This is a genomic window from Streptomyces sp. NBC_01142 (assembly GCF_026341125.1).
Lineage (GTDB): Bacteria > Actinomycetota > Actinomycetes > Streptomycetales > Streptomycetaceae > Streptomyces.
Genome location: NZ_JAPEOR010000001.1, coordinates 3,620,637 through 3,640,167, shown reverse-complemented (window position 1 = coordinate 3,640,167; position 19,531 = coordinate 3,620,637). Strand labels below are relative to the sequence as shown.

13 protein-coding genes are annotated in these 19,531 nt (G+C 70.0%); 3 read left to right on the top strand and 10 right to left on the bottom strand.

What is annotated here, in order from left to right; translation table 11 throughout:
- Positions 1-90: 90 nt before the first annotated feature.
- From OG883_RS16305 to OG883_RS16295, 3 genes are all read right to left on the bottom strand, one after another.
- Positions 91-303, bottom strand: coding sequence for a hypothetical protein (locus OG883_RS16305; protein ID WP_266540692.1), 213 nt, complete (start codon positions 301-303; stop codon positions 91-93).
- A gap of 375 nt (positions 304-678) precedes the next feature.
- Complete coding sequence (locus OG883_RS16300) at positions 679-2,031, bottom strand: S1 family peptidase (RefSeq protein ID WP_266540690.1); 1,353 nt, start codon at positions 2,029-2,031, stop codon at positions 679-681.
- Between the two features lie 306 nt (positions 2,032-2,337).
- Positions 2,338-2,883 (bottom strand): hypothetical protein, encoded by a 546-nt coding sequence (locus tag OG883_RS16295; RefSeq protein ID WP_266540688.1) that lies wholly within the window; start codon positions 2,881-2,883, stop codon positions 2,338-2,340.
- A 663-nt stretch (positions 2,884-3,546) separates the two neighbouring features.
- Here OG883_RS16295 and OG883_RS16290 point away from each other — a divergent pair.
- Both OG883_RS16290 and OG883_RS16285 read left to right on the top strand, forming a co-directional pair.
- Positions 3,547-3,999, top strand: coding sequence for a VOC family protein (locus tag OG883_RS16290; protein ID WP_266540685.1), 453 nt, complete (start codon positions 3,547-3,549; stop codon positions 3,997-3,999).
- 382 nt (positions 4,000-4,381) lie between these two features.
- Positions 4,382-5,146 carry an SDR family oxidoreductase gene (locus OG883_RS16285; protein ID WP_266540684.1) on the top strand — a complete coding sequence of 255 codons (765 nt, stop codon included), beginning with the start codon at positions 4,382-4,384 and terminating at the stop codon, positions 5,144-5,146.
- Between the two features lie 233 nt (positions 5,147-5,379).
- On the opposite strand, the gene OG883_RS16280 is transcribed toward OG883_RS16285, so the two are convergent.
- The 3 genes from OG883_RS16280 to OG883_RS16270 all read right to left on the bottom strand — a co-directional run bounded on the left by OG883_RS16280 (position 5,380) and on the right by OG883_RS16270 (position 10,851).
- On the bottom strand, positions 5,380-6,309 hold the full coding sequence (locus OG883_RS16280) for a DUF4344 domain-containing metallopeptidase (protein ID WP_266540682.1): 930 nt from the start codon (positions 6,307-6,309) through the stop codon (positions 5,380-5,382).
- Positions 6,310-6,823: 514 nt separating this feature from the next.
- The gene (locus OG883_RS16275) at positions 6,824-9,916 is read right to left on the bottom strand and encodes a CHAT domain-containing protein (RefSeq protein ID WP_266540679.1); all 3,093 of its coding nucleotides are present in this window, start codon (positions 9,914-9,916) and stop codon (positions 6,824-6,826) included.
- A gap of 2 nt (positions 9,917-9,918) precedes the next feature.
- Positions 9,919-10,851 carry a hypothetical protein gene (locus tag OG883_RS16270; protein WP_266540677.1) on the bottom strand — a complete coding sequence of 311 codons (933 nt, stop codon included), beginning with the start codon at positions 10,849-10,851 and terminating at the stop codon, positions 9,919-9,921.
- A 719-nt stretch (positions 10,852-11,570) separates the two neighbouring features.
- On the opposite strand from OG883_RS16270, the gene OG883_RS16265 reads away from it, so the two are divergent.
- Positions 11,571-12,077 (top strand): GNAT family N-acetyltransferase, encoded by a 507-nt coding sequence (locus OG883_RS16265; RefSeq protein WP_266540675.1) that lies wholly within the window; start codon positions 11,571-11,573, stop codon positions 12,075-12,077.
- Between the two features lie 384 nt (positions 12,078-12,461).
- On the opposite strand, the gene OG883_RS16260 is transcribed toward OG883_RS16265, so the two are convergent.
- From OG883_RS16260 to OG883_RS16245, 4 genes are read right to left on the bottom strand one after another with little or no spacing between them, the layout of a single operon-like run.
- Positions 12,462-15,974: an SAV_2336 N-terminal domain-related protein gene (locus OG883_RS16260; RefSeq protein WP_266540673.1), complete on the bottom strand. Its 3,513-nt coding sequence runs from the start codon at positions 15,972-15,974 to the stop codon at positions 12,462-12,464.
- Positions 15,975-15,976: 2 nt separating this feature from the next.
- Positions 15,977-16,927, bottom strand: a complete 951-nt coding sequence (locus tag OG883_RS16255) for a MoxR family ATPase (RefSeq protein ID WP_266540671.1) — start codon at positions 16,925-16,927, stop codon at positions 15,977-15,979.
- Positions 16,924-19,077 carry a trypsin-like peptidase domain-containing protein gene (locus OG883_RS16250; protein ID WP_266540669.1) on the bottom strand — a complete coding sequence of 718 codons (2,154 nt, stop codon included), beginning with the start codon at positions 19,075-19,077 and terminating at the stop codon, positions 16,924-16,926. Before OG883_RS16250 ends, OG883_RS16255 begins: the two co-directional genes overlap by 4 nt.
- A 3-nt stretch (positions 19,078-19,080) precedes the next feature.
- A complete protein-coding gene (locus OG883_RS16245) occupies positions 19,081-19,485 on the bottom strand; it encodes a CU044_2847 family protein (RefSeq protein ID WP_266540668.1) in 405 nt (134 codons plus the stop codon).
- Positions 19,486-19,531 lie beyond the last annotated feature (46 nt).

The window sequence follows — 19,531 nt, the reverse complement described above, 5'->3', positions numbered from 1 at the left end:
AGTAGGCCGCGTCGCGACCGTGCAGCAGACGCAGCAGCGCCGTGCAACAGAAAGGTGTCTGCTGCAGGGCGCTGCTGCCCCCGCAATGGATCACTCGGGCAGGGGAACACGGATGACGGGGTCGAAGGGGCGCTTGTTGAACCCGGCGCGCACATTCCGGCAGTCCGGCGCCTTGCACATGAAGAACCCCTCGACGTTCTTCCGGCTCGTGCGCTCCTTGAGCCAGGTCTTCTCCAGGGCAGTGAGAGGACGATGCAGTTCGTCAGAGTCGCAGGTGTAGCAGAACATCATATTGCGTGGCACGACACCTCCTGAAACGGGCGGGCAGGCCAAGGCAGGAGCATATGGGTACATGTTGGCCGACGGACAGTACGCAACCGGCCGCCCCGGCTGCCCTCCCGGACCGCCGTCACACTGAAGAACCTGGTTGCGAGGGGTGCAGAACGAGCACCAAATCCACTGCACGCCCGGCGTGATGCCCAGCGCGTGGCGCCACGCCGGGGCGACGGGCAAGGAGCGGGAGCGACAGCCGACGCCCAGTCCGTGGCTGCCCACCGGTGACCGCCCAGTGCCCATGCCCTCGCTCACCTCTCACCTCTCACCTCTCACCTAGGCACCTGCTCATGGGTACGAGCCGAGCCGTGGCCGCCCGCTTCCGAGTAGGGGCGCGAGGAGCCGCTAAGGACGGGACGTGTCGGTACGCAACGTCAAGCCGAAGTGACTGAGGATGGGCCGGATCGGCACGTACCACAGCGTGGCGTAGCAGGTGGTCGGCGCGCTCGTTCCCCCGACGGGGCAGGGGATCTCGTTGGACCCTCCGCTGATGAGGCCGCGTGCCGTCATGTTCTCGCCGTACTTGCCGTCCGTGGAGGCGACGACGGGGCCGCCGCTGTCTCCCTTGCCGAGGGCGATGTCCGCGGGGAAACTGCGCTCGGCCTGGACCACCGGGGAGATGCGGACGCCGTCCTGGATGGTGTAGGTGTCGTCATTGATGATCTTCAGGTTGCAGCGGATTCCGGTCGCCGCACCGGAGCCACAGACGTAGTCGCCCGTCCAGTTCGTCGCGGACCCGTCGATGTACTTGCTCGCCTGGGTGTCCCAGGGGCCGTCGAAGTAGCGCCAGGAGGAGGTGCCGTTCGTGACACGGATGACCGTGGTGTCGAGGGAGCCCTTCACCGCTTGGACGGGCCCGATGGTTTCCCCCACGCCGTCGGAATACTGCCCGGAGGCTCCGCAGTGGGCCGCCGTTATGAGCAGGTTCCCCGCCGGCGAGGTCGCGCCGAAACCAGCCGTGCACGACTTGCTGTTGGGATTGGTGAGGAGCCCGCCGCCGTACCAGGGAGAGGAGTCGTCGACTCTGTTGGCGGCCCTCGGGGCGGCGCTGAGCGTCAGGTCGACGGGAACTCCCGTTGCCGTGCGGATGTCTCTTTCGAGCGCCGTCTGGGACGGTGTACCGGTCTCGGTCGACGACGGCCGCCGCGCAGCGGTCCTCTCGTACTGCGCTTCGAGCCCGCTCCCGTCCGCCAGGACGGACACCGCGCCCACAGACAGGCCTTGGGCGGCCAGCGAGGTGGAGCTCCGTGCGTCTTCCCGCGCGAGGAGCGTGTCCCTCGCCCGGCTGAGTTCGCCCTTCGAATACTTCGCCGAGCCCAGGCGAGCCGCCACGCCACGGGGAGCGCTGGCGAGAATACGCGAGATTCTCGCGGGGACCCTGCCCTTCCAGTACACGACCAGAGTAGCCTTCTCGGCATCCAGGACAATACCGGCGAATCCGGGTACGTAGCGTCTCCGGTCCTCCGGAACAGGCACCAAGCGGTTGGCGAGTTGATTCAGTGCGACCTGGTTCTCGTGTATGCGACGGTCCCGCGCCGAGTCGCCCGGCTGGACGTTCCGCTGCGCGACACGCACGTCGCCCGGCGTCCCCGAGTTCCCCAGGGCCCCCGAGGCCGCTGGGGCGCCCACGGTCAGGCTGAGTGACGTGGCCGCGGCGAGTGCCGCGGATATGGACCAGCATTTCCCTGCACGCTTCATGTGTGCCCCCCTCGGGCCGGTTTCGAGCGCTGACAGGCGCCTGGCCGGGCAGCCCGCCGACGGGCAGCCCACGAGCCAGCTCCAGGAGTCTGGCCTGCACCGTGCCGAGAGTCGTTGGCCGTCAGCGCACAGTTCGTTGCCTTCGCGTGCATCCGTGAAAGCCCGGGTGCGCGTGGAATCCGGAGCAGGGTCGGGGCCGTGCGCACCGCCGTCACATTCCGTGCGGTGCGCGGTGGTTCGGCGGCGCCGCGCTTCGCAGTCCAGGCCCGTAACGTCCACGCTGCCGGGAGCTGGGCCAGTGGCGCGTCAGGTGCTCGGCCCTTGCGTGAGCCGGTCGAGCTGCTCGTCGACCACCACGTCGAGCGGGAACCTGGGTGTGCGCTGCACGCCGCGGTCGCTGAAGTCCACAGTGAGGCTGCCCACACGCACCAGGATGTGGTGGTCGATCAGCACCGTGCGATCTGGGCCGTTCATGCTCAGGTCGAAGGCGACGGCCTCGTCACCGATCGCGGGGGCCTTCGCCACGGTGATACGGGAATTGAGCTTCCCCTCGGGGGTTTCCCCGAGAAGGGCCTTGCAGGTCTTGAGTCCTTCCTTGAGTCTCTGGAACTGCTCTGGCGCCTCGGCGCCGCTGTACGAGGCCAGCCAGGTCCGGGCGCCCCAGCGGTTGTTCTTCCACCAGAAGTCCTGGATCACGGACGTGGACGCATCGTGTGCGACGAGCGCGTCGAACACCTTCTGGCAGTCCGGGCTCGCTACCACAACCCGCGGATCGTACTTGGGAACCGGGCCCTGCACGGTCACGCTGTCAGCCTGCGGCACGTCCTTCTCCCGTAGCAGGAGTGACTTCACCTGTGCGGTCGTCAGCGGCCGAGGCCCCGACGGCGACGGCGACGGCTCCACGAACGCCGATGCCGCATCGGTCCCCTTTGCGTCATCGACCGAATCCTGTGCCGAACACCCGGAGACGACGAACACCCCGGCAGCCACCCCCGCACTCGCCACCTTCCAGCACCTCGTCCACACTGCTGCTGCCCCCCTGATCTGCTTCTCCTGAGACGGGCAGACGCTACGGCCCGGAGATACGGTTCGGCTACCCCGACCAGCACACCCCGCTCGTGTCACGAATCCGGGCAGTGCCCAAGCTTGCACCCTCAGCGAACGGTGTCCGTCGGCCAGTCGCGGGTGACTGGCCGACGTCAAGGGCGAAGGTCCTTCAGGGTGAACTCAGCCGCGGCATAGGGGCCGGCTTGCGGTGCTGAGAGGTCGGCAGGAAGGTCCGCGTGCGTCCCCCAGGCCGGGGTTCCGGTAACGGCGCACAACCTTGCGTTTCACGCTTCCCTCCCGCTTGGGCTCTGGAGGGCGGCAGTGACGGCGGAGCCCAGGTGGCGGCGCAGGATGCTGGTGCGGAAGTCCGACCTGAGGAGACTCTTGTGAGCGGCCACCTGCGGAAACGGATCACCGGGGTTCTCGCAGAACTCTCACAGATGACCGCTTATGAGAGACAGTGGTTACATGGCATTGCACTGGAAGCTCGTCATCGACAGCACGAACGCACCCGCCCTCGCGGACTTCTGGGCCGCGGCGCTGGACTACGAGGTGGAAGACCCAAGTTCCCTCATCGAGCGCCTGCTGACCGCCGGACACATCAGCGAGGACGCGGTCGCTGAGCACAACGGCCGCAAGACGTTCCGCGGCTACGCCGCAATCCGCCATCCCGAGGACCCGTACGACGAGATCAGCGGCATCGGCCATGGCCGCCGCCTGCTCTTCCAGGAGGTACCCGAGGGCAAGTCGGGCAAGAACCGTCTGCACCTGGACGTCCACAGTGAGCCCGGTGGGCTCGACAAGCTGATGACACGACTCGAAGACCTGGGGGCAACCCGCATCCGCGAAGTGAACAAGGGGCCGGCCGGGCACTGGTGGATCATGCAGGACCCTGAGGGCAACGAGTTCTGCGTGGCGTAGCTCCGGCTCCGGCCCGCTGCGAGGAATGGGATCGTTGACACCGCTGCCGACCTGAGACCGATGCAGGCACGTAGGCACGCAGACTGCACATGGCCGCCAACACGTTGCTGAGCGGAGGGTTCGCTGAAGCGCGGTCACAGCCTCTGACCAGTGCGTACTTCATCTGGGGCCGGTCCCGCGCTGATCGGTGGGAGCCTGTTGGCCAATCGGCGCTCTCGAAACTGGCCGCCTGCACCTTCGATGGCTGCTGCGAGCGCCGACATCGGGGAACCGCAACTGCCCTGGACATGGCTCCGATCCCCCGACGTCAGAGCCCGACTTGCTCCTGGACTAACCTCCTAACGCTGCCTCACCTGGCCGTTCACTTGATCGAAAGAACGACATGAACCTCACCGACCGCCGTGTGGTCATAACCGGTGCTGGCCGCGACTTCGGCCGGGCCCTCGCCCATCACTTCGCCGGCCTCGGAGCCGAAGTCTTCCTCGCCGCACGCACACTGGAAGCAGCCGAGCGCACCCGCGGCGAGATCCTCGACCGCGGGCACGGCCGGGTGCACGCCTTCGCCTGTGACCTGTCCGACCCCGCCTCGATCCGCGAGTTCGCCAAGGCGGTTGGCCAACGCACCGATCTCATCGACGTCCTCGTCAACAACGGTGCCCGCTGGCTGGAAGGCCCGGACTTCCTGTCGGCATCCGACGAGGACGTCGCCGATACCCTCGCCTCGGGCGGCACCGGCACCATCCTGGTGACGAAGAACCTCCTGCCGCTGCTGCTGGCCTCCGACGGCCCCGACGTGGTCACGATGGTCTCCGACTGTGGTGTGCCGGGCGCCCAGCACCCCCTGGCACATGAGGCCTACTACGCAGCCAAGCACGCCCAGCGGGGCTTCACCGAAGCCCTCTCGCGTCGGCTGCGCCCCCAGGGCGTACGCGTGATCTCTCTGTTCCCGCCGGACTTCGACAGCAGCCGCGACCCCCTTTCCCCGGAATGGGACACGACACCACGTGGCCCTCAGGACCCTCTCGCCGCGCAGTCACTGCTCAATTGCATCACCTTCGCTATCCAGCAGCCACGCGACTGTTACATCAACGCCTTCCACTTCGAGTCCATGTGTCCCTCCGTCACAGGCGACAGGCACTCCGGTTGAGTGGGCGGCCGGCAGCCCGCCGAGCTCGCGCGGCCCGCGCGGGCGCCAGTACCGGCAGTGAACCCGCGCGGCCAGGTAGCCCAGGGCGCCGCCGCGGCCAAGGGTTCCGTGGAGTCACCGCCGCATCTTCCAGCGACACACGTGTCCTCCTACCTACGCGACCTGCCTCCGCGGCACTTGCTGCACGATCGGGCTGAGGGACGGCCGGAGATGCGACCGATGGCCCTGAATGCTCATTGCCCGCTGCGGAGTTTGTCGAGCTGCTTCTCGAAGGCCTTCGTCTCCGCGATCAGCTGGTCGCGTGCGTTCTCCTGCGTCTTGTCACCCTGATCCTTGAATGCCCCACTGAAATGTGGCTGGAGTTGGGTCCACCAGCCGAAGTCCAGCATCGCCCAGGCCTGCGGACACAACGGAGCGCGGGTTTTCGGCAGATAGCCGGCACCGACCAGGGGCTCGTAGAACCTCTTCGGGTCGCTCCCCTCTAGGTAGCAAAGGAAGTTGAAGACCCGTTGCTGAGTGACGGGGTGATCGCTCGAGAGCCCCTCCAGCGTCAGCTTGCCCTCCTCGCGGGCGATCTCGTCGAAAAGGATTGCGGCTGCCAGCGACGGACCCGGTCCAACCTCGTTGACGGTGTAGAACGACGCGAACCCGTCGGCGGCGACCTCCTCGAGGCCGAGGTTCGGAAGCAGAAGCTGACGCTGCAGAGTGTGGCCCATCTCGTGGCCGAAGATGAACTGGGTCGACAGCGCGGTCAGGTCGTCGGCGTTGAACATGGCCTCGGGGAACAGGGCGGGACGCTCGACGGTCTTGACCACGTTGCTGAGGACCCCTTCGATCTGGGTCAGGAACGCCGGGGGCACAAAGATCGTCCTGCCGTCCGGCTGGGTGACCGCATCCGTAACCCCCGGTGGGACCTTGCCGGTGACTTTCACGACCAGGTCATGCGGGAGGGCGACCGACTTGTTCACCCAGTCGGCGACCTGCTCGAGCACGCGGGACTTCCGGATCACCGCTACGGCCTGCCGGTCCTCCTGCTTGATCGCATTGTCCTCGTAGACGACCGTGACCTTGCCGTTCGCGCCAGCCTTGTTGCCGTCGCCGCCGCACGAGACGACTGCGAAGCCGGCGACGAGCAGCGCCCCCGCGAAAGCAGTCCTCAACACGGCCGAGTACCCACCACTGCTCAGCACCCTGGTCAGCTCTTTTCCTTGGTCAAGGCGTTGGGGCGGGCGGTTGCACTGTCGTGGTCTCCGGAGCCACTTCCCGATGCCGGAGGCAGGACTCGACCTGACACGCGGATTATGATCGACGGACCCGGTGTCCGCAATGATCCATTACGGCGGTTTTCGTTCCTTTTGTTCGGGCTGGCCGTGATCTTGCACCAAGGTGAAGCGCCCCGGGTCTCCCGAGGCGCCGTTTCGTCCACCCGAACAGCAATTCTTCGGTTGTCCAGATCGAAGATCGAACCCAGGAGGATTCACCTTGAAGATGCAGCGCGATGGCCGCTCATTCACCGTAGAAGTCACGGCGGACGGCGAAGGTTTGGTCCCCCATGCGGGCTCGGCGCTGCTCACCCGGTCTACGGCAAGACCGGGGCTGACGAGGCCAAACTCGCCTGGACCCGCAGACACCACGAGTCATTCTGAAACCAGCAGTCAGCAGGGCGTTTCCGGGTGATCATGCTCCGCCGTGGACCAGCATCGACCAGATCTCCGGGGAGTCCGGGTGGACCATGCGCAGCCGGCGGGTGACACGGTGCAGGGCCTCGGCCGCGTGGTGGGCTTCGTCGCCCAGGACGGTGTAGAAGAGCCGGGCGGCTTCGGCGGCGACCTCGTCGCGCACCGGCCACAGCGTACCGATCACATGCCGGAAGCCCGCCACCTGGAAAGCCGACGTCAGGTGGATCGCCTCGTCCGCGTGTGCCGTACTCGACCGTGCCGTCGAGCACGCCGACAGATACGCCAGCGCCGCCTTCTCGTACCGCACCTGCACGATCTCTCCCACTGTCAGGACCCGGTCGTGGAGCACCAGACCACTCATCGATGGCGTGCCCGCATCGACGAGCCCGTGGCAGGCCAGGTGGATCCACGTCGACTCCGAGAACGCAGTGAGTACCCGGTCGGCTGTGGCGTCGGAGTCGACCAGCGGGTCGCCCGGTTGGCCGGCCTGCACTGCCTCCGCCTCTGCGACCGTGTTCGGCAGCTCCTGGGCGCCTTGGGTGTGCCGCATTCCCACGGTGGCTTGGACCCGCCCGCCGCCGCCCGGACGGCGGGCGTCGCGCAGCGATCGGAACGTGGGCGTGTACGACGACACCACTGCGTCCAGCGCGTTGGGACCGCCGGGCAGGCCGGCTGCGTGGAGCGGCAACAGCGCCAGCGGGCCACTGGGCAGCCACCAGACCCTCGGCCGCGCGGTGAGATCCCCGGGTAACTGCGGATACCCGAGCTCGTCGAGGACCGGTCCCGCCACAGCCGTCCACAGCCACGCCTGGATCTGCGGCACGACACGGCGCAGCTTGAGGCTTGCGGTCAACGATCCACTGCTTGCCCCGGTCAGCTCCTCGGCCCACGACGCTGCCTTCTCAAGGGTGCACTCCTCGCTCGTGAGAGGCAGCACCGTGATCCCGGTGGACCGGACGATGATTGCGTCGGAGCGGTACCGGTTGATGTTCACCAGGACCAGTGGTCCCTGCTCCGCCGCCGCGATCATCTGCTCGACCGACCACACGCGGCCGAGGTCTCCGGTGATCAGGTCCCGCTGCTCGGCCAGCAGACCGGTCAGGCGTTCGGAGGCGTTCCGGAGCCGGCGGGCTGCGTCGGCGGCGCGGTGGGGCAGGAATCGGCCCCGAGCGTGCATCTGGTCCAGCACTGCCGCGGCCTCCCGCCGCTCGTGCAGCAGCTCGGTCATGCGGGCCGCTTGTCGGGGATCGCCGGTTGCCAACAGGTTCTGTTGTGCGGTGAGGTCCAGTTGGCGCCCCAGCATGACACCGCGGCCTGTCTCCAGCGCCAGCGTGGCGAAACCCACTGCGCCGGCGTGCAGTGCGCTGGCCGCCGCATCTCCGGCCAGCCCCGCGAACTGGGCGGCCCGGGTCTCCTGGACGTCCCGGGTGAGCTGCAGGATCATCAGCTCGCGAAGGGCCATGATGCCGTTCTGGTAGGCCACCGATGCTTCGGGCCACTTCCTCCGGGCGGCGGCCAAGTCGCCCCAGGCGAGGCTCGCCTCCAACTGCACCGGCGCCACTGCGAGGTGGGACAGCACCACCTTGCGCAGCATGCCCTGGGCGCCTTCGCGCAGTTCGTCGTCATCGAGGTGGTCGGCGAGGAGTAGCGTCGTCCGGGCCAGGTCGAACAGCACCTCGCATCGGTAGGGGTGCTCCTCCGGCAGGAGTTCCCACGCGTCGTTGAGGAGCCGAACTGCCTTCGTCAGGTACGCCTCGTCGTGGGTGACGAAGAAGCACATGACCAGGCCTTGACCGAACCGGTCCAGGCGTCGTGGTCGGTCGGGGTGGTCGCGTGGGGTCAGCCGTGCTGCGGCCGCGGTCGCCTCCAGGGCGCCGGCCAGGTCGCGATCGGTCTGCGTGACGTCGTACTTCAACAGCCACGCCTCGGCCAGTCTCCCGGTGTACTCGGCCCTGGCAGGGTGCTCGGTGGGCAGCCGGCCCAGGGCAAGGCGGAGGAAGAGCACTGCGGTCTCGATAATCGGCGTCCCGCCCGCCGCGTTCTCGTAGGCGGCGAGCAGGGAGCAGCCGTGGGCGAACAGCGCGAGATGAGCGTCGGCCTGCTGCGCTCCGGTGAGTCCGGCGCAGCGGTGGGTGGCCGTGGACGCCTCGGCGCGTGAGGAGTCGTCCGCCTCCGACGACGACCGCAGCAGCAGCGCGTCGGCGAGGTCGGCCAAGTGCTCCGGCGTGTCCTCCTCGTCGGCTGCCGTGCGCAGGCAGACGATCGCGGCGTGCAGCGCCCCGGCCTCACCGGACCTCCGGTGCCGCCGGACGAGCAGCGTGCCCAGCAGGTGCGCGCACACGCCGCTGAGCACCTGCCCTGCGCCGATCGCTGCGACGACCCTGGCCATGATGTCCTGGGCCCTCGCGAGGTCTTCCGGATCGGACGTCCGGTCGTAGCTGGTCCGGTATGCAGTGGTCAACGTGATCAGGAACAGCACGCGGACGTCCGGGTCGAGGTCGTCATCACTGGCCGCGGCCCCGTAGGACAGCGTCACCGCCCGCTTCAGCGCGGCTGAGTCGTTCGTCCACGCGTCGAGCGCGAGCAGGTCCCTCGCCACCCCGTACTGCAGCTCGGGATCCTGGGGGAAGTCCGCGAGCAGCCGCTCGTGCACGGCGAGGCTGCGCCGCAGCGCCTCCGGGTCGTTCCTGTCCTCGTAACGCGTCCTGTGCGCAGAGGCGAGCACAGCGGCCTGGACCGGGTGAATATCGGCGTCGTCGGGTCCCAGCACGTCGATGGCCGTGGTGAGGAACCGATCGCGGGGCGTTTCCCGGCCGGCCGGTGGCAGACCGATCGCCAGCGAGTCGAGCGGATCCACCTGGTCCGCAGCCCCTGTCACCAGGACCTGCATCGCTTCGTCCCGGACGTTGTCGGACGGCGTCCGTTTGGCGGCGACCAGGTACCTCGCAATGAGCAACTGCCCATAGATGATCCGGTGGTCGGCCGTCGACTCCGTCTCGAACTGATCCCGGGCCAGGGCAGTGGCTTCGAGGAGCGCCGACTCGTCCCCGGTCTCGGACCAGGCGGTTATCAGCTCCTGCAGACGGGGCACGGTCACCGTCCCTTGCGCACGATGTCCGTCACGGCCTTGCCCTCTGTGGTGTCCAGCGGCATCGTCGCATCAGTCCCGCCCACGCCGAGTGCCTGCGCCAGGCTCCGGCCGTGCAGGTCGACGGCGGCCTCGGCGAGGGCACCCAGGTCGGCGACCGCACTCCGCCCGCGCGCCCAACCGGTGACTCCCACGAAGACGGCGACCACCGCAGCCGGCCACCATACGCACGCCAGCCCCAGGTAGGGCACGGTCCAGGCACCCACGGCGACTGCGCCGGCAAAGGCACTGTTGGCGACGGTGATCTCCGTCCGGACCGAGTCCGGCAACACCAGCCACAGCCGCGACCAGCAGAACGTCAAGTCCAGCCCGTACCGGTCGAAGCTGACCTGTTCGACGGCGTGGATGCGGTCACCCATCCACGTCGGCCGACCCGGCTCGGCCAATGCCATGCGGTTGATTCGAGCCGCTGCCGCGTCAACCGCCGCCTGCCGCGCGACGGCGTCGGTGATTCCCGCCGCGCTGCGACGTCGTTGTACAAGCGAGTTCCACCGGTTCCGCCGGTGCCGAACGAGCCGAGCCGCTGCCCAGCCGGGCCAGCGGCCCAGCCATAGCGCCCTGGTCGGTCCGGCCAAGGCCTGTACGACGAGACCGACGCCGGTGGCCGCCAGCAGGAACACGATCACGGTGAGGATCTGGGCGCCGGTACTGCCGTGGGACAGCGACCGGTAGTTGACGGACACCGTGTCGTCGAGTCGGCCGACGTCCAGGGCGTGCGCGTGGCCGAGGTGCGCGGCGATCCAGGCGGTCGCGGTGAACAGAGCCCCGGGTAGCAGCAGGAGCGACACCCACTTCGCGGCCAGTTGGGAGGCGAGCGCCTGGAAGAACCCGGTCATGTCCGTCAGACCCGCCGCATCGGCGTACCAGTCACGTGGCACCGGGGCAGTGGCCCGGCCGGGGTCGTGCCGGCTCTCCGGTCGCAGGCGCCGTCCGGGCAGCCGAACCGTTCCTCGTTGGCTCGCCCCGTCCCTTGTCCCGGCAGGCCGGAGCCGAGAAGGCCGCGGACGCTCTCGGGATCCCGTCCGAGCAGTTCCGCGAACAGTTCCGCCAGAGGCCGGCGGTTCCGAGCCCGCTGCTCAATGCGCTCCAACAGGGCCTGCTGGGCTGCGGGCTGGCGGGCACATTCGTCCGACAGTTCGGGTAACTCTGCACACAGCCAGCCAAGCGCTGCACGCTCCTGCGCGTCCATGCACCCCACCCCCAGGAAGAACCGGTCAATTCGTCAGGAACGACATCTCGGCTCAAGGCCTCGGCACAACAGGCCTCTTGCGCGGCGACGATATCTCGCATGTGCGCCTCTAGTGGGCGGAAGGCCCAAGTCGGCGCTCGCTCATGTCCCGGGTGTCCCCCAACGCCAAGTGCGCCCAGGCGTACGGCACTTCCCGCCGGCACAAAGCCCAAGCGACGGTACATCTTGGAATGAGACAGGAGGCAGGCCGCAGAGCGTACGCACATTCGCCTCGCGCGGGCGATCCCCGACACGCAGTTCCCACCAGACACTTCCGAGCAGCATCCATCCGCTCAAGAAGATCGCACCAAGTACCGCGTAGAAGTCGAAACCGGTGGCACCAGCCGGCCGGCCTTGGACAATGTGTTCATGCATATTCGAGCAGTGCAGCCGGACGAGCTGCTCTTCCTCCAGGACATCGAGAGGGCCGCCGGGCGGTGCTTCCGAGACATCGGCATGCCGGAGATCGCCGACGACGAGCCGCTCCCGCTCGGCGAACTCGCCCGATACCAGAAGGCCGGACTGGCCTGGGTCGCGGCCAACGACGCCCATGCCCCCATCGCCTACCTGATCGCCGACCTCGTCGACGGCAACCTCCACGTCGAGCAGGTCTCAGTGCACCCGGACAGTGCACGCCGCGGTATCGGAAGGTCCCTGCTGGAACATCTGGCGGTTCACGGCGCAGGCAACGGGATACCCGCCCTGACTCTCACCACGTTCACCGAAGTCCCGTGGAATGCCCCCTATTACGCGCGCTGCGGTTTCCGGCCCATGAACGAAACCATGCTTACTCCTGGCCTGCGGGAGATCCGCGAGCGCGAAGCGGCACACGGCTTGGACAGGTGGCCGCGGGCCTGCATGCGCCGAGCCCTGTGACAGAGAAGCGCTGTCATCTTCCGTGATCCGGGGAGCGGTTGGCCTCCGACCACTGGTGCGGACGTCACGGACAAACACCTGCTCCGGGAAGTGAACGGAGCCGGCCGTGCGGGGCGGGAGACGCCCAGACGATCGGCCAGGACCTTGGTTGAGCCCTTCGCTCATGGGAAGCGGAATTTCATCAGGGCCCACGCAGATTCAGGGACGGGCGGGGTGAACACAGCGCGCTCCACACGGACAAAGGCGTTCAGGACCCTGCCGGGCATCCTCGGCTCGCTCACCCCCGGCCGCCGCGCCCCGCGCCTGCCGGAGCCCGCGGCCATCTCACCCGTACGGTATGGGCTGTCACCGCCCGACGGGCATGGCGCAGAGATGCCATCGAGGTCACCCGCTCGGATCGTCGGTGACCCGCGCCGCGAGCTCCACGAACACCTCCGCGGCGTGGGGCTTGATCCGGTCGAGACGGATCTCCCGGTCGCCGGCCAGATGGCTGTCGAAGGGCACGGTCAGGCAACGACCCGGCCGGTCGCCGAAGCGGTCGCGGATGTGCGCGTCCCTGAGGACCCCGCCGAGCCGTGTGGCCACCACGATCGCGTTGTCCGCCAGAGCCCCCCGGCCCGCGTTGCGCAGCCGGTCGAGGAGCCGCTTGGTGGTTTCGACCGACTCCTCCGACGTGGTGCAGCAGACGATCAGGACATCGGTCAGATCCAGTACGACATCGGCGGTCGGATCCAGCCGGAGCCCGGCCCAGTCGGTCAGCACGGCCGGATAGTGCGGCGCCGTCATCGCCATGAGCCGCCGGTACTCGTCGCCGTACGCCGGGCTCTGGGCGGAGTGGATCGCGCCGTGTGTGAGGACCTCCAGACCGGACGGGGTGGTGCTCGCCAACCGCCGGATGGCGTCGTGCGGCGCGTCCACTGGCAGCGTCATCACCTCGCGCAGTGGCGAACGGCCGCTGCTCGTCAGCGCCCGCCGCTGGTCGAGCCCGAGCCGGTGATGAAGGTCCCCTCCAGCCGGGGCGCCGTCGAGCGCCAGCACCGGCTCCCCGCGCAACGCAGCGAGGACTGCTCCCAGCGTCAAGGTCGTGGTGGCCCGGCCACAGCTCGGTTGGACGCCGGTGAGAGTGATGCGGCGGCTGTACGTGAGGGGGCGCCGGGCGAGGGAGACGAGGTGATGGTGGGCGGCCCGGCCCAGCCCGATGCCCCGCAGCATGGTCCGCCGGCCGATGCGCGGCGCGGGGGGCCGGGGCTGAGCGGTCGGGACGCCCTGCACTGACTGCGACGGCTCGGGGCCGGGCCGGACGGTACCGGACGGGGCCTGGGCCGCCGTCGCGAGCGGCGGGCGCGGCGGGGCCGCCGTGCTCCCGCCGGCCGGGCGGGGGGCGGACGATGCCGGTGCCCCGCCCTGTAGGGCGCGCGCGATCGCCACGTACCGGGCCAGCACGTCCGCCACCTCGCTCGGGGTGGGCCGCTGTTCGGCATCCGGGGCGAGACAGCTCAGCACCAGCTCGCGCAGCGGCTGCCAGGTGTCCCCCTGCCACAGGTGCATCCCCTCCGGCGCGCCGGGCAGCGCGGCGAGCGGTTTGCTGCTGACCAGTTGGAGCAGCCGGCCGAGGGACGCAACATTGCCGGCCGGTGTCGGCAGGGGCCCCTGCCCTGCGTACTCCCCGTCCACGGCGCAGTCCGACAGACCGCCCAGGACAACTGAGCGGCGGCTCAGGACGAACACCGAGTCGGCGGAGAGATCGGCCGGTGCCAGTCCCATCAGATGGCATATGTTGAGGGCGCTCGCCAGCTGCCAGCCGAGGGTGAGGCTGGTGATGATGTCGAGGTACCCGCTGCCGTACGGCACATCGGGGCCGACCAGGTCGCTCAGCCGCGGCAGGGGGGCGTCCGAGCGGCCGGCCGGGGTCAGCAGGCCCATCGCGATCCAGGCCGTACGTTCGTGCAACCCGGTGGCCAGCAGCTCCGGGGCGTACCGGCCGCCCATCCGCCGCAGCGCCTCCGCCTCGGTGACGAGCAACTGCCCGGTGGACGCGGGCTGATCGGGCCGGACCACACGCAGTGCGGCCTGCCTGCCGGCAGAGTCGCGGCCGAGGTAGACGATCGTACGGTTGCCGACTTGGCGGCCGCGCAGGTCGAACTGTCCCAGGCGCCGGGGGTCCTCCGGGGTGAGCGGGCTCCACTGGGCCGCGCGGTCGGGGCGTGCCGCCGGCCGGGCCGAGCGGGGCAGCTCCATCGACACCCCGAACCGGGCCATGAGCCGCCGCTCGACAGCGGTGAAGGAGCGGAACGCCGAGGGCAGGGTGTCCGCTCCGTCCGGGTGGGCCAGCCATGCGGGGAAGTCCGGTGAGCGGCCCGCCAGTTGCTCCAGGCGACGGCCGATCCGGTGGCCGGTACGCAGTAGTTCGGCGCTGGGAACGGCGTCGAGGAGCGCGTTCTTCGACTCCTCTGTGAAGTCGAAGATCCGGTGCTGTACGGGCAGTGGCCCGGGCGTGGGCGCGGGGTACGGGTGGATGAGCCCGCCCAGGAAGACTTCCGCCAGGTGCGCGGTAGTGGCCTGCCAGGGCACCGCGGACTGCACCAGCCTCATCACCGGTACGGAGACGGGCGACACGGCGGCCAGATGCGCGGCCAACCGGTACGCCTCGGGCGACGCCGCGTCCCGGAAGTGCTGGAGGCGCCCGGCCGTCCGGGGCCTCGCCACCGCCTCGTGCGCGCGAGGACGGGAAAGCAGCGGCAACTCCACGGTGGTGCCCGGTGAGGTGATGAGCCCGGCCCAGTCGCGCAGCGCTTCCGGGGTCGGTTCGAGCACGGGAATCGGCACCCCTGCGAAGTCCACCAGAGCTGCGGGCAGCACCCTGTCGGTGATGTCCCACGACGTATTGGCGCCTCCCGGCCGCCGGGTGGTGGCCTGCCAGCGGTCGGCCTGGATACCGGAGCCGGCCCACAGCGTGGGCGGCAGGGCGTGCACGACGGCCGCCGGTCCGGCGGCCGCCCACTGCAGCAGTACGTCGTGCATGCTGCCCCGCCGCCAGGCCGCGCCCATGCCGTCACTGAGGACCAGGACCAGGGTCTGACCGGAAGGGTCGGTGAGCACCGAGGGCGACATCGTGGAGCTGCCCGGGTCGAAGGGGCGCCCGCGCAGTTGTGGCGTACCACCGCCGGTGCGGGTGTCGATGCCGAGTACGCGGAGCGAGCGGAACGCACCGAGGCGCTGCATCGTCGTCCGCAGTTCCGTGGCGAGCCGGTGCCACAGCAGCATGGACAGCCCGTCGTCCACCACCATCACCAGATGGAGCCACCGTTCGCGGGCGGGCCGCATCACGACGTCCGGCAGCCGCGTCTCCGCCAAGGCGGCCGCCGTGGCCCGCTCGTCCAGCTCCTGGCGTCGGCGGCTGGGCTGCTTGACCTTCAGCCGCCGCAAGGCCCTGCCGATCTCCAGTTGCAGCGGCAGGGCCTTGCCCTCGGGCACCCGCAGCGGCAGCGCCGACTTCTCCTTCGGGGGCGGGGGGAAGCGGTCCTGCTGGGGCGGCTCGGGAGGGTCTGGAGAGTCGTACGCTCCCGGACTGTCCGGCAGAGGGTCGCGCAGTGAGGCCGCATGCAGCTCCGGGTCGGCGAGCGAGGACCCACCGGGCTCCTGGGTCCCGCCGGGCCCGCCGCCGTCTCGTCCGGCCGCCACGGCCGTACGGCCGGAGCCCGGCCCGCCGCTCTCCCGGCGCGGGGTGGCCGTGGCCTGCGTCCGGGTCAGTGGCAGCTCTGCCGTATCGGCGTCGCCGTCCGCGGACAGCACACGGGCCAGCCAGAGCACGTCGAGTGCCTCGTGCGGGTCGAGGTCCTGGCCCGCGCCCTTGAGGATCCGCAGGACCGCACCGAGTCGCCGGGCCGGGTCCGTCATGGTCAGACGGCCCCCGTCAACTGGTGCAGTACGGCGTCCAGCAGCCCTTCCGCGTCCAGGTCCACGCCGCCGGCCCGCAGGAACACGGCGTTGAGCAACTGGTCGGTGGCGAGCTCGCCCGGCGCCCTCCGGCGCAGGAACGCCTGGAGCAGGTCGTCGACGTCGAGCAGCGCGTCGGGGCCCAGGTGCGCGGTGACGATCGCGCGCAGCCGCTCCTCGTCCGGCACCGGGAAGTCCAGCCGGATGCAGCGGCGCAGGAAGGCGGGCGGGAAGTCCCGCTCACCGTTGCTGGTGATGACGACGACCGGGAACTCGGTGCACTGCACCCGTCCCCGCTCGACGCTCACGGTCCCCTCGTGATCGGCCGTCACGACGTCGACGACCGGTGTGTCCGCCGGCAGCCGTACCAGCTCGGGAATCTCGAAGACGCCCTCCTCGAAGACCGTCAGCAGGTCGTTGGGCAGGTCCACATCGCCCTTGTCCATCTCGTCGACCAGGAGCACCCGCGGCGTCCCTGCGGGCACCAGCGCGGTGCCGAGCGGCCCCAGCCGGATGAAGCTGCCGATGGAGGGTTCCGTCTCGCCGCGGTCCCGGTTGAGGGTCGTCTCCCGCAACCGTCCGATGGCGTCGTACTGGTAGAGCGCGTCCTGGACGCCGGAGCGGCTGTTGACGGGCCAGCGCAGCAGTTCGCCGAGAGCGAGCTCATGGGTGACGGCCCGGGCGAGCGACGACTTGCCGGTGCCGGCCGGTCCGGTCACCAGCAGCGGCCGGCGCAGATGCAGCGCGGCGTTGACCACGTCGGCGTGCTCGGGGGAGATCAGATACGGCAACGGTGCGGCCGCCCGTTCCGGGGTCGTGAACCGCCGCCACGGGGGCGACGGTGGCATCGTCACGCGGCGTTGCAGGCCGTCGCCGCGGAAGATCCGCCAACTTCCGTTCGGTGCGGGGTTCATAGGCTCTCCTGGGGTTCGGACAGATGCAGCTGCGGTACGGTCCGGTCCGCGTCCGCCCAGGCCAGCACGGGCCGTCCCGGAAAGTCGTGCGGCCGGTGCACTGTCTTGGCGCGGTAGGACCGCACCCCTTCGGGCAGGTCGCGGGTGGTCACCTCGGTCATGTGGTCGACGGCGTGCGACTCCCTGTCGGCGCCCCGGTCCCACACCACCACGGGCACGCCCACGGCCAGACACACCTGGACGATCTCGTCACGCAGCCGCGGCGGTACGTCGACGCTGACCCGGGCGGCGTCGCGCTGGTCCATCAGCGTGCCGTAGACCTCGCGCGGGCTCGCGGCGTCGTCGCTGAACCGCAGGGAGGTGCCCGAATCGACCTGTCGCCATCTTCGGCGCCAGTCAGGGAGGAAACGCTCGTTGCGGCGCAAGAGTTCCGGGCAGTTGACCACGAGCGGGTACTCCGCGCCCAGGACCCCGGGGACCAAGTCGTCGGGACCGAAGCTGTCCCATTCGTCGATCGGGAGGTTCAGCCCGGCCCGGTCCACCAGCGCCTCGACCAGCGGCCGGCGGTCGTCCGGTGCGGCCCGGTACAGCGATTCGAGCACTCTCAGCAGCTCGTGCGCCGCCTCGGCTCCGCTGTAGGTGGCGCCGCCCTCGACGGACAGCCGGCGGGGCCCCGCGCCCTCGTCGCACCACATCCGCAGCCGGTAGCGGCCGTTGTCGTCCCCGGTAACCTGCACCAGGACGCGCAGGGGTGCCGTTCGGGTGCTGAGCGCCCGCGCCCAGTCCTCCGCGTCCGACCGGCGCTCGGCCAGCGCGGAACGGGGAATGCCGAGCCGTCCGGCGACCGCGTCCGCCCAGATCCGAAACCCGGCCCGGGGCGCTGCGGAGCACAGAACGGCGAAGTACTCCATGACGCGCAGCAGCCCGGGAACGCGTGGCCCGCCCGCTTCGGTACGGCTGTCGCCCGGCAGGCTCTCCAGCCGGTCGAGGAGGCCCTCGAGTGTCTCGTCCGACGGGAGCTCGGCGGCCAGCGGCAGCGCCGCCCGTACGGCCTCCGGGAGCCGGGCCGTGACGGGTGCGGGGACGGCGCGCAGCAGGACCCGCAGCTTGCGGTGTTCCCGCGGGGAGAGCAGCTTGGGCGTCCGGGACAGCAGCCCGGCGGCGAGCAGTTGGTCGGCGGCGCCGGGGTCCCCCCGGCGCAGTACCTCTGTCAGCGCGGCCAGTGCGCGCGGGCGGACCACCAGCAGTTCCGCGAACTCCTCGAAGGTGGGTGCCGACCCGTGGCCGCTGTGTCCGAGTCCGCACCGCTCGGCGACGGCCGCCGCATGCTCGCCCCTGAGCATCGGCGAGGGCATGACGGCCTCCAGCAGGTCGACAAGGAGCAGCAGGGCAGGGTCGTCCGGGTCCGCCTCGTGCGAGTCGAACAGCCGGTCGGCGCCCACCGCCCGTAACTCGCTCTGGATGCGCTGCCACGGGATGCCCCAGCTGCGGCGCGCGATGTGCTGCGTGCTGTACGCCGCGGGGCGGCCCGTCGCGGGGTCGACGGGCGGCATGATGTGGGCGGCGACGATGCCCACGACGGCGTGCCCGGTGGCCTCCCACAGGGGGCCGCCGCTGTACGCAGGGCCAATCGGCATGCCGGTCGCCTCGCCGTCGAGGTAACCGATGGTCTCGTCACAGGACTTGACCCGTACGTCGGCGAACGAGCTGCGCAACCCGGTGCTGTGCCAGGCGCGCAGTGCCTGCCCTTCGCTCATGGGCTGCCACCGGGGGGCCGGCGCCTGCTCCTCGGGCGGCGACTCGATCCGCAGGACGGCGAGGTCGCCGAGCCACTCCTGGTCCTCCCGTTCGCGAACACCCGGCGCTCCGTCGATCCGGCGGGGCGGCACCCAGTGGGTGACCGTGGCGTCGTACCGGGTGGTGCTGGTCGCGCCGTGCAGGATCACCTCAACCGGGCGGCCGGGGCTCCGGGCCTCGAACAGGGGTCTGCCCAGTGCGTCGTTGACGACATGGGCACAGGTCAGCAGCTGGTCCGCGGCCAGCAGCACACCGGCCCCTGCCGTCCTGCCGTCGTGGACGCGCAGGACGGTGACGACCGACCGACGCGGATCCGCGGACGCCGGCCCGTGGGTGTCGTGGAACCAGCCCATCCGTCAGGTCCGGGGCGCGGCGGGCTGCCAGGTCGCCGAGACGGTGATGTGCGCCTGCCCGTTCCCGCCGACGATGCCGAGCTTGAGGTCGTGGCCTACCTGGATGCCGAAGGAGACGTTCACCTCCTGGGGCGGGTGCTCCGCGGCGAGAACTGCGTCGTGCACCTCCTCGAGGAGGGTGCTCAGCGGCTGCAGGGTCCGGCGCAGCGTCTCGACGGCGAAGGCCGAGACGGTCTGCCCGCCGCGGGCCACGGGCACGCTCTGCCCCATGCCGTCGGGCAGCTCGTTCGCCGGATCGGCGGCACGGCCGTCGGCAGGCTCGGCACCGGACGGAGCGCCCTGCGCCGGGGCCAGTTCGAAGCGGATGGCGGTGCCGTCGGCGAGTTGGAGCTCAGTAAAGGTGGACACCCTCACATTGTGCCGATCATCCATTGACCAGTACGCGGTTCGGCGG